Source organism: Streptomyces sp. NPDC001156 (assembly GCF_053598275.1).
The window spans coordinates 1-10485 of sequence record NZ_JBSFJX010000250.1; the positions used below are offsets into that span (position 1 = coordinate 1).

At 65.1% G+C, this 10485-nt stretch carries 13 protein-coding genes; 11 read left to right on the forward strand and 2 right to left on the reverse strand.

Annotation, left to right across the window (positions count from 1 at the left end; all coding sequences use genetic code 11):
• From ACWDA7_RS45715 to ACWDA7_RS45740, 6 genes are all read left to right on the forward strand, one after another.
• Window positions 1-327, forward strand: a 327-nt coding sequence (locus tag ACWDA7_RS45715; RefSeq protein ID WP_450613189.1) for a PP2C family protein-serine/threonine phosphatase, incomplete at its 5' end; no start/stop codon positions are given.
• Between the two features lie 429 nt (window positions 328-756).
• Complete coding sequence (locus tag ACWDA7_RS45720) at window positions 757-1278, forward strand: GNAT family N-acetyltransferase (RefSeq protein ID WP_450613190.1); 522 nt, start codon at window positions 757-759, stop codon at window positions 1276-1278.
• Window positions 1279-1782: 504 nt separating this feature from the next.
• Window positions 1783-2073, forward strand: coding sequence for a putative quinol monooxygenase (locus ACWDA7_RS45725; RefSeq protein WP_450613192.1), 291 nt, complete (start codon window positions 1783-1785; stop codon window positions 2071-2073).
• A gap of 42 nt (window positions 2074-2115) precedes the next feature.
• Window positions 2116-2991 carry an alpha/beta fold hydrolase gene (locus ACWDA7_RS45730; RefSeq protein WP_450613194.1) on the forward strand — a complete coding sequence of 292 codons (876 nt, stop codon included), beginning with the start codon at window positions 2116-2118 and terminating at the stop codon, window positions 2989-2991.
• Window positions 2992-3112: 121 nt separating this feature from the next.
• Window positions 3113-3595, forward strand: coding sequence for an alpha/beta fold hydrolase (locus tag ACWDA7_RS45735; protein WP_450613212.1), 483 nt, complete (start codon window positions 3113-3115; stop codon window positions 3593-3595).
• On the forward strand, window positions 3480-3995 hold the full coding sequence (locus tag ACWDA7_RS45740) for an alpha/beta fold hydrolase (RefSeq protein ID WP_450613196.1): 516 nt from the start codon (window positions 3480-3482) through the stop codon (window positions 3993-3995). Before ACWDA7_RS45735 ends, ACWDA7_RS45740 begins: the two co-directional genes overlap by 116 nt.
• 198 nt (window positions 3996-4193) lie before the next feature.
• On the opposite strand, the gene ACWDA7_RS45745 is transcribed toward ACWDA7_RS45740, so the two are convergent.
• Window positions 4194-5075 carry a helix-turn-helix domain-containing protein gene (locus tag ACWDA7_RS45745; protein ID WP_450613198.1) on the reverse strand — a complete coding sequence of 294 codons (882 nt, stop codon included), beginning with the start codon at window positions 5073-5075 and terminating at the stop codon, window positions 4194-4196.
• Window positions 5076-5252: 177 nt separating this feature from the next.
• Between ACWDA7_RS45745 and ACWDA7_RS45750 the strand changes: the two genes are divergently transcribed.
• The 4 genes from ACWDA7_RS45750 to ACWDA7_RS45765 all read left to right on the forward strand — a co-directional run bounded on the left by ACWDA7_RS45750 (window position 5253) and on the right by ACWDA7_RS45765 (window position 8590).
• Window positions 5253-6029, forward strand: a complete 777-nt coding sequence (locus ACWDA7_RS45750; protein WP_450613200.1) for an SDR family oxidoreductase — start codon at window positions 5253-5255, stop codon at window positions 6027-6029.
• A 132-nt stretch (window positions 6030-6161) separates the two neighbouring features.
• Window positions 6162-7052: a ribosome-inactivating family protein gene (locus ACWDA7_RS45755; RefSeq protein ID WP_450613202.1), complete on the forward strand. Its 891-nt coding sequence runs from the start codon at window positions 6162-6164 to the stop codon at window positions 7050-7052.
• 271 nt (window positions 7053-7323) lie between these two features.
• Window positions 7324-7506 carry a hypothetical protein gene (locus tag ACWDA7_RS45760; protein WP_450613204.1) on the forward strand — a complete coding sequence of 61 codons (183 nt, stop codon included), beginning with the start codon at window positions 7324-7326 and terminating at the stop codon, window positions 7504-7506.
• 853 nt (window positions 7507-8359) lie between these two features.
• Window positions 8360-8590, forward strand: coding sequence for a hypothetical protein (locus tag ACWDA7_RS45765; RefSeq protein WP_450613206.1), 231 nt, complete (start codon window positions 8360-8362; stop codon window positions 8588-8590).
• Between the two features lie 70 nt (window positions 8591-8660).
• Here the strand turns inward: ACWDA7_RS45765 and ACWDA7_RS45770 are convergent, their stop codons facing one another.
• Window positions 8661-9704 (reverse strand): fatty acid desaturase family protein, encoded by a 1044-nt coding sequence (locus ACWDA7_RS45770; RefSeq protein ID WP_450613208.1) that lies wholly within the window; start codon window positions 9702-9704, stop codon window positions 8661-8663.
• A gap of 395 nt (window positions 9705-10099) precedes the next feature.
• Here ACWDA7_RS45770 and ACWDA7_RS45775 point away from each other — a divergent pair, with 395 nt between their 5' ends.
• A complete protein-coding gene (locus ACWDA7_RS45775) occupies window positions 10100-10261 on the forward strand; it encodes a hypothetical protein (protein ID WP_450613210.1) in 162 nt (53 codons plus the stop codon).
• The last annotated feature ends 224 nt before the right edge of the window (window positions 10262-10485 follow it).

Below are 10485 nucleotides of genomic sequence, written 5' to 3' on the forward strand. Positions count from 1 at the left end.
CTGCGCCTGCGCGACGGCACCGTCGACGAAGTCCACCTGGAGATCAATCTGCCCTTCGGCGTCCCCGCACAAGGCACCTACCGCGTCCAGAACATCGATCTACGCGCGGGCGACCGCCTGCTCCTCTACACCGACGGCATGCAAGAACGCCAGGCAGAGACCCTGGACCTGCCCGGCCTGATCCGTGACACCGCCCCCGACCATCCCCGCGAAGTCGTGCGCATTCTGACCACCGCGGTCATCGACGCCTGCAAGGGGCACCTTCAGGACGACGCCACCGTGCTGTGCCTGGACTGGCACGGCCCCACACCGGTGGGCGCCGCCTGACCCGGACCACAGCCCCAGCCACACGTCATCGCCCAGCCAACCAGATGATCGCCGTGTGGGACGGGCAACCGGCCCGCGGTTATGGCGGCACCGCCGATGTCGTCGCCTACGCGTCGTGTCGGCGTGCCCGTGCACATCGTGTGGCCCGTAGGCGCCACCCGAGACTGAGCCGGGGTGCGCTGCAACGGCCTACCTCAAGAGCGACACCTGGGAGATTCAAAAAAACGCCATCGAGAGTCGCCCCGCGTCGTGAGCACCAGTGGCGCCCTCCCCCACAGCCCATCGAGGGGGCCTCAGGCAAGTCCCGGCCTCCACGCAATGCTCGGCCCTAAATGATCAAGTTCTATGTGTTCGGTCGCATGCGGGGTCAGCGAACTTGATCGTGCTTCGTGGCTGAGCGTTGTCAGACCTCGCCCATATCTTGTCGTCATGGCATCGATCAATGTTCCACAAGTGGGCCTTGAACACTGGTCCGAGGGCGACTTGGACCTGCTTCGCAAGACCAACACGCCGGAGATGACCGAACACCTCGGCGGCCCGGAGACCGAGGAACAGGTCGTCGAGCGGCATAGGCGCTATCTCGACCCCGATGCGAACGGGACCATGTTCCGGGTTGTGCTGCTGCCGGAAGGCCAGGTGGTGGGGTCGACTGGCTTCTGGGACCACGAGTGGGGCGGCGAGCCGGCCTATGAGACGGGGTATGGCATCCTGCCGGAGTTTCAGGGGCGCGGCCTGGCGGTAGCGGCGACCGTGGCGGTCGTCGGCAAGGCCAAGGCCGATGGCAGGCATCGTTTTCTGCATGCCTTTCCCTCGGTCCACCATGTCGCGTCGAATGCGGTCTGCCGGAAGGCGGGGCTCGAACTCGTTGAGGAGTGTGAGTTCGAGTATCCCAAGGGGCACTTCATCCGCTCGAACGTGTGGCGGATGGACCTTTCAGCGGCTGGCGAGTAGCCGCCCGCCCACCGGCGAGAGCGAAGTACTGTGGCGCAGGCACGTCCCGTGTGCGCCGACCAGCGTTGCCGCTTGACCCGGGTGGCACCGCTTGACGGTGCGTCGGGGAATGCAAAGAGGGTGTTCAAGATCGCTATGTGACGAATGACCTGGACACCCGGCTGGTCGCACTGTACGTGAAGATCGACGACGAGCTGGAGATCGGTCGGTGCCGTGCGGCATGTCCCGCCCGACGGTGAAGCGGTCGGAACTGGCCGGCTGGGCCGGATACGGGTACTGCGCCTCGCACGCCACGACACGATCAAAAGCGGTCTGATCGGCGTGCTGATCTACGACCTCTTTCATCGGAGACGTCCTGCATGCCTTCCAGGAGGGCGAAGCGCCAAGAACCCCCTCCCCGGGCAGGGAAGCATGTCCTCCACAAATCTCCACGGCTGTCCAGATGCATAGCGCAGGACCTCCGCCCATGATGATGGCATGGGGACTACGTGAGGGAGGGTCGTCGTGATCATTCTGAACGTCTTCTTCGACGTGGCTCAGGAACACGAGGCGAAGTTCCTGAAACTTTTGAACCACATGGTGGTGGAGTCCAACAAAGAAGACGGGTGCAGCCTGTATCAGCTGTGGCGCAACGCCCATGATCCGTACAGCTACGCCCTAGTCGAGCACTGGGAGACCCAGGAGAAGCTGGACGTGCATGGCAAGACGCCGCACTGGATTGACTTCAACGACACCGTCAACCGATACCTGAAGTCGGACTACGACGAGCACCACTACAGCGAGATTCCTCGCTGACCTGACCACGATCAGCGGTAAGGCAACTGGAAGGTGTTTCGCATGCCTTTTTCGCAGCCTACGCAGGGTTTCCGAAACTACTACGAACGCTCGGGCAGCGGAACGCCCGTGGTGCTCGTACACGGCAACCCGGGCGATCACATGGAGTTTTCGCGTGTGGTGCCGCTTCTGGGTGAGGGCGTCGACGTGGTGACCCCGGACCTGCGCGGGTACGGGAAGTCCGACAAGCACCTGAAGGACGTCGGCAACGCCTATTCGCTCAGCGGCCAGGTCGAGGGCGTCATCGCGCTCATCGACGAACTGGGCATCAGTAACGCGGTGCTGTGCGGGTACGACGTGGGAAGCTTCACCGTCCAGACCATCGCTGCGAAGCGCCCTGACCTTGCGCACTCCCTAGTCATCGCCCCGCCGACCATGGGTGTAGGGCGACGGATTCTGGAAGAGAAGGCAGTCAACGCCTTCCTGCACGCGATCCTGTACAAGACCAGGCTCGTCGAGGACCTGATCGACGGGAAGCCAGACGCCGTCCGTGCTGCACTGCGAGAGAACCTGGTGAGCTGGTCGCCCCCAGGCTCGCCGGCGCCCGACGCGCTCCTCGACCACCTCACCGAGAATCACTCGGAACCGGGCGCATTCGTAGCTGGCGCGATGTGGTTCCGCTACCCCGAGGGTAACCCCATCACCTACTACGCCAACGAGACCAAGCCGGCGCCGGAAGACAGGTTCTCGAAGAACATCACCATCCTGTGGCCGGATAGTGACGCGCTCTTCCCCACGGAGTGGGCCGACACACTGGACGAGTTCTACAGCGACTATGACCTGCACTTCATGGAGAACACCGGGCATTTCAGTCCGGTTGATTCCCCGGAGACGTGGGCGGAGCACATCCTCAAGCATGTAGAGACCGCCTCCAAGTAGCTGATCCTGCCCGGGTCGCGGGCGTAGGAGCCACTTTCAGTGCGGAGGTCTGGCCGACTCGAGAGCATTGAGCCGCCAGTGCTCGCCAGGAGGCGCAGACATGCACGAATTCCGTCACAACATGTTCGACGCCGCGGACGTCCGCATCCACTACGTGACAGCGGGCACCCCGCCGAGCAACGGCCGAGACGATCGAACGATCGTGTTACTGCATGGCTGGCCTCAGACCTGGTGGGAGTTTAGATACATCATCGAGCCCCTACATTCAGACGGATGGTTCGTCGTGGCTCCCGATTACCGAGGGGCGGGCGGGTCGTCGAAACCTGAAAGCGGATACGACAAGCAAACCATGGCGGGTGACATCAAGGCGTTGCTCGACCATCTCGGCGTGATGAACCCCATCACGCTCGTCGGCCACGACCTCGGGATGTTGGTCGGATACGCCTACGCGACCCCTCTATCCGAATCACGTCAGGCGTCTCGTGCTCATGGAGGCTCCGATACCCGGAACCGAAGCCTACGAGAGCAGCCTGGGGACCACCAAGTACAGCCAGAACAAGCTGTGGCACTTCCACTTCCACGCCGCCGCAGGAAACGAAGCTGAGACGCTCATTGCGGGCAGTGCCTTCCCGTATCTGCGGAACTTCTACGTGAAGCTAAGCGCGAATCCGGATGCCATTTCGCTACAGGACGCGGAGCGTTACGTTGCCGACTACACGGCCCCTGGGGCCATGCGAGCGGGCCTTGAGCTCTACCGGGCATTCGAGAGGGACGCGGAAGACAATCGGCGCATCCTGTCGGAAAAAGGTAAGCTCAAAATGCCCGTGCTGGGACTCGGAGGAACCGCGAGCTTCTTTCTTGCGATAGCCGAGAAGATGATCGCGGAGGTGGCCGAGAATGTTACCGTTCGGCCGATTGAAGATTCAGGCCACTGGATCGCCGAGGAGCAACCGGAAACGCTTTTGCAGCGCCTACGCGAATTCGTCCAAGAAACGGGAGGGTGATCCGGCAAATTGCGTAGCTTCGTGTAAAGGGGCGGACGCGCGCCCTGATGGTGAAAGCGCGCACGACGGCTCGTGCGCCGTCTAAAGGGGTCAGGGGATCCGCTGACCGGCGGGTGGCGGCAAGGGGCAGCGGCCGAGATGGCCCTTCGAGGCCTGCTCGGCTAGGTAGCCGTCCCTGCTACGGGAGGGTTCTCGGCGTCAGGCCGAGGGGGGAGTGGGGCGAGACGGGCTGTACTCAGGGGCGGGTGCGTTCCACGACTCGAGCAGACGCAGTGCCTCTTCGGTTGGTGAGCCAGGCTCGACGTTGTACACGTAAAGAGTCTGTTCCGCGTCCCCGGGGACCGGGAAAGACTCGAAGATGAAGTGCAGGTCACCGACGATGGGATGGTGATGAACCCTGGCACCGTGGGTGCAACGGAGCACCCGGTGGTCGTTCCACCAGGTCGTGAATTCAGTTGACTGCAGCGTGAGTTCGCCGACGAGGTCGGCGAGTTGCCGGTCGTGGGGCCGGCGCCCTGCCTCGAGGCGGAGGACGCCCACGGTTTCGGCAGCGATGCGTTCCCAGTCGCCGACCGTCTGCCGGGCGGAGGGGTCCAGCAGGTAGTAGCGGGCCATGTTGCGGGCCTGCATTGGCAGGGCCTCGAAGTCCGTCAGGACGGCTCGCGCCAGTCGGTTGGAGGCAAGCACGTTTGTCCGCCGACCAAGGACGTACGCCGGCACGTGCTGAAGTGTCTCCAACATCAGATGCAGGCCCGGACGCACTCGCTGCGGACCGGTGGGGCCACGGCGAGTGGCGGCAGTCGGCCTGGCCAGCAGATCTCGCAGGTGCTCTGTCTCGGTCGCGTCCAGGCACAAGGCCCGACTCAAAGCGTCCAGGACTTCCGGTGACGGGTTCCCGGCCCGACCCTGTTCGAGCCGTATGTAGTACTCGGTGCTCACCCCTGCGAGCCGAGCGACCTCCTCGCGGCGCAGGCCCGGCACCCGGCGTGCGCGACCGTCGTGGGACACCCCCATTTGGTCAGGGGACAGGCGGCTGCGCCGGGTACGCAGGAAATCTGCGAGCTCGCTTCGGGACTCCATGCATCCAGTGTGACGCTCAGCGCATGCCAGATATCCGGCATGGGTGGCCCTGTCGGTACCAGCCTCGACAGGGTTCCGTACGCGGCCGTAGCAGGGGGTCTGGCGGTGGTCTGCTGGACGAGCGGCCCGGAGTGAGCGGCCCGCATCCCCCTTAGCTTCACGGAAGGTAACCCCTCAATGACCTCGCAGACCTTTGTCGCCCCACTCGCCGGCCGAGTCGCCGTCGTCACTGGCGCCTCCAGCGGCATCGGTGAAGCGACCGCCGAGCACCTGGCATCGCTGGGAGCGAAGGTTGCCGTGCTGGCCCGGCGCGAGGACCGGCTTGCCGGGCTGGTCACGCGTATCGAAAAGAACGGCGGCACCGCACTGGCAATCGCCGCCGACGTGACCGACGTGCAGGTCGTGCGCGCCGCCGCAGACCGGGTGAAGACCGACCTGGGTGCCGCAGACCTGCTCTTCAACAACGCAGGCGTGATGCTCCCCGCCCCGATCGAGGAGCTGGCCACGGACCAGTGGCAGCACCAGATCGACCTGAACATCACGGGCCTGATGAACGTCATCGGCGCGTTCGTTCCGCAGCTGGTCGAGGCGGCCGCCGAACGCGGCGTCGGCGATCTGGTCAACACCTCGTCGATCACCGCACAAAACCTCTTCCCGAACTTCGCCGTGTACTCAGGCACCAAGGCCTTCGTCACGCACCTGTCTCGGCACCTGCGTATGGAGTTGGGCCAAAAGAAGGTGCGGGTGTCCGCGATCGAGCCGGGCATCGTCGGGACGGAACTGCAAAGCCACGTCACCGACACCGGCGTGCAGGCATGGCTGGAGGGTTCCAAGGAGGTGATGGAGTGGCTGACAGCCGAGGACATCGCCCACACCGTCGGATTCCTCGCCTCCCAGCCGGCACGCGTCAACCTTCAGCAGGTCACCATCATGCCGACCGGCGAACCTAGCTGATCACCCCCCAAGCGTCGCCGTCCTGATTTGGGCGGCGCCTGCAAACCAAAAGACGATCAAGGAGAAAACGTGCCCTTCGGGCGACTTCACTTCCCAGCGGTCAGGCCGCAAACGCGAATGAAGATAGCGGCCATGCTCGCACTTCTCGCTGTTGCGGCAAGCTGGATCGGACTGGGTGCAAACACGGCAAAGGCCGACACTCAGAGTGGTCAAGTAAGCCACATCTACATGAACCTGCGCGATCAAGCGAGCGGGACGGCAGCCGGGCAGTACTGGACTTTGCTCGAGAGCCTGCGGAACGCATCAGGTCACTACTGGCAAAACGGAATCGGGATTACTCAGACCTACGGTGATGGCAATACGCTGATCCGGATGGACCTGAACCTCTCCGACACCGAAGAGCTGCGTCTCTGGTTCAACCCGCGCAACTTGTATCTGCTTGGTTTCACCAACCACTACAACGATACATACGCCTTCAACGACTCCAACCTCGGCGCCATCATGGCCAACGCGGCCCTGAACGGATCAGGCAACCTGCTGCCCCCGCAGGGGCAGATCCACAACCTTTCGTTCGGTTCTAACTACCAGAGCCTGTCAGGTGCGGCCGGATACGGCCGAGAGGCGATGCCGATATCCCTCAACGACTTGTGGAACTCGGCGTGGCAGCTGCAGTACGGCGGCAACTCCAACTCGACCGCTCGATCGCTGATGCTCATGATCCAGTACACCTCCGAGGCGGCCCGCTTCTGGGATGTCTACGGAGTCATGTCGGACATCATGCGCAACCCCGGCCGGTTCTACGACGGCCTGCCTCTCAATCAGGTCGAGCTTGAACAGCACTGGGAACAGCTTTCCCGCCTTGCTGACGACCTGTGGTCCGGACGCCCCATCACACCGGTTTACGCCGGCCCTCACGCAGGGACGTTCAGCAGTAGTTCCCAGCTGACCGCCCGCCTCATGACGGTCATCGGAAACCCCGGCTCCGTCCCGCCCTCCGACGAGTGGTGGCACACCGAGCTCTAATCTGCAGCGCAATCACCTGGGGCGGCTGCTATGGCTGGCCGCCCCAGGTGGGCGCCCACCAATCCCATACCGGAAACAACTGCTGAACGACCCGCTGGTCGCGATCCCGGCGCCAGCGCGTGACTGGAGGGTTCGAAGGAGACCATCGACTGGCTCCAGTCGGAGGACATTGCCCAGACGGTGGGCTTTATCGCCTCTATGCCCCCGCTGACCCCACCAGGAGGAAGACACCCATGCCCTTCATCCCGCCGAGAGCGGACGCCGGGCGTACATGGATGAGCAGCCAGCACGCATCGACCCGACCACGGACCGCGCCGCAGCGGCGCTCCTCCTTGGCTGCTCCCCGAACCAGGTCGGCTACTGCACACGCTGCCAGGGCCTCACGGCCCGCTACGGGCCCAACGCCCAGGGCGTGTGCCCGCATTGCCAGACGGTCGAGCGCCAGAGCCGCTAGCCTGTCCTCAGCGGCCCAGGAGAGTGGCCGCCCAGACGGCCAAGAGGCCCTACCCCCAGGCGGGGTAGGGCCTCTTTGCGTTGGAAAGGCACTCCGATGCCCCCCTGATCTGGCGCTCGGCTGACCTGCGGCGACCGCCCGGCGCCCCGCCGCCGGCGCCGCGGGGCGGGTCTCCTGGGAACGCTCTGGGAACGCTCTGGGAACGGAAGGGGGGAGAAAGGCCGGGAACGATCACCAAGGCCCGGTACGGCAAAGGGCCTCTGGCCTGCGAAGAAAGGGAAAACGGGGGCAAGATCAAAGAACATGATGGCACGTCTGGCCGGACTTCTTGTCGTCCCAGCGTCGTCCGTTGTAGGACCCCATGCGGCTCCAAGGCGAACTGCTGGCCGCCATCCGGGAGGCAGGGACGCTCACGTTCGCGGACGGGGTCGAGGCGACGAGGCGCTCCGGTGCTCGCCCGCGCGCGGGCGACACATATGCTCTGGCGCCGGCAGTTGGCCACGGATCCGGGCACCACCATAAGTGATGGCTCGCCCGTCTGGCTCGGTTCCTCACCACGGCGGCAGTCGTGACCGCCCGAGGCTGGGGGCTTCGCGATATGGCCATCGGCGCCGCCTTCTTCTGAACGGGGTCGTGTGGTGGGTCGAGTCGATCGAGCCGCAGCTCGGCCGGCTCCGCCTGCTCGACGAGGACGGACGGGCAGAAGAGCGGACGATCCGCTGGTTGATCCAGCACCCCCGGACGTCCGCACAGGCGCCGTCGTCGCCCGTCGGAGCACCGGTCGCTGGACGGGTAGCGCGGTCCGTCGCCCCGGCGCACCATCGGGGGAACCGACGCGAGGAGGAGGTGCGCCATGGCGAGGAAGCGCGACGAGGAGGCGCTGCGTGACCTGCTCCACCTCCCCGTCGGCGAGCCGGTCGACCTGTCCGCGTACGACACCGGCGCGCCCCCCGGCGGCCCCGACGACAAGGCCGCCGGGCTCGCGGCCACCGTCGCGGGAACACCGATGTCTGCCAGGATCCGTAGCGGTGGACTGCGAGACTCCGCCGCCAGGTTCTCCAAGTCGTCGCCGTACGCCGAATAGCCGTGCTCCTGGACCGATGCGTGCCGTCCGTCACCACATCACGGGCACCGATGGTTGCGGCAGCACCTCTCTAGGCGGGGGCGCGGGGGTGCCTGAGTGGTGCTCCGGCCTGATGGAGACTGGTGAGGGCCAGCCGGTAGGAGGCGATCAGCCCGGTCTCCACGTAGTCCACACCCAGGTCCTCGCAGTAGCGGCGCACGATGGTCCGGGCCTTGCGCAGGTTGGGGCTGGGCATGCTGGGGAACAGGTGATGCTCGATCTGATGGTTCAGCCCGCCCAGCGCGATGTCGGTGAACCAGCCGCCGCGCACGTTGCGTGAGGTGAGCACTTGCCGGCGCAGGAAGTCCGGGCGGTCTTCGCCTTTCAGGATCGGCATGCCCTTGTGGTTGGGCGCGAAGACGGAACCGAGGTAGACGCCGAAGAGGCACTGGTGAACGGCGAGGAAGGCGATCGCCATGCCGGGCGGCAGCAGCCACAGCAGCACGGTCAGGTAGAGCCCGAAGTGCGCGAACAGCAGGACGCCGTCCAGCGTTCGGTGCTTCAGCGAGCGATTGGCCAGCGCCTTCACGCTCGACACGTGCAGGTTGAAGCCCTCCAGCGTGAGGAGCGGAAAGAACAGGAACGCCTGCCAGCGGCCGATCAGGCGGGGGAGCCCCTTGGCAGCCCGGGCCTGATCCTGGGACCAGACCAGCAGGTCGGGGTCGAGGTCGGGGTCGAGTTCCTCATGGTTGGGATTGGCGTGGTGGCGGGTGTGCTTGTCCTGCCACCACCCGTAGCCCATCCCGATACCGGCACCAGCGATCCGTCCGGACACCTCGCTGGCCCGGCGTCGGCGGAACACCTGGCGGTGGGCCGCGTCATGGGCGAGCAGGGCGACCTGGCCGAAGACAACGGCCAGGAAGGCGGCGACCGCCAGAGTCCACCAACTGTCGCCGATGAGCGCGACGGCGGCCCACCCACCAAGGTAGAGCCCGGCCACCACCGTGATCCGCAGCGCGTAATAGCCGGGACGGCGCCCCAGCAACCCGGCAGCGGCGATCTTTCTCGACAGTCGGGCGAAGTCACTGCCGGACCTCTCCGAGGGCGGCCGGCGGACCGGGGTGTTTCTGGTCATGATGTTGAAACTCTCTCCGAAGGAGGCAGATGGCTCGGCGCCGCCTCGGGAGCCGCTGAGACCGGGCCGCAGGTAGGGATGCGTGTCCGCCACTGCGGGATGCGCATCGCGCGACCGCGGAGCAAGGAAGACGTCTGCTTCGTCTGCCAGCGGCAGCGCAGGCCCTTTGTCTGGATGCGGGTTCCCTGCCAGCCAGGTCTCACGCCGTAACAGGACAGGCAGGGCTTCTGGAGCGGTCCGCGCGCTTTCATGGCAGAACTGAGGCCGGCCCGTGAATGGGCCGGATCCCAGCAGGTGGCCACCGCCGAGGACAAGCAAATTGCTAGATTTGTCCGGATATGTTTGCGACAGGAGGCCGGAAGGAGTCAGAGTCGGAGGGGGTACAGGAGGCGACCGTGACCGTTCTCGCGATGTTTCTTCTCATCATCGGGGCGATTTTGATCCTGCTTGGGACGTTCCTGGTCGCCGTCGGGGCAATCGTGATCTTCATGGGGCTTGTCCTGATCGCCCTTGCGGCCTTCCTGCTGATCCGGAGAGCGCTGAGGCGCCGACAGTAGAAAGGGCAAGACCGAGGCGGATGCTGTGCGTTCGGGCCAGGCGGTGGCTGCGGTGTGGCCTGCGCCGAGGGCGAGGCCGGAGAAATGGGGTCGGATCGGGCCCAATGCGTCGAGTTGCCGTCGATGCCCGGCTAAGCCTCGATCCACCGACCGATGCCTGTGGATGACGCTTGGGAAAATGAAGAAGTGCCTTGTGACCTGCGATGATGGGAGTTCTTTACGCT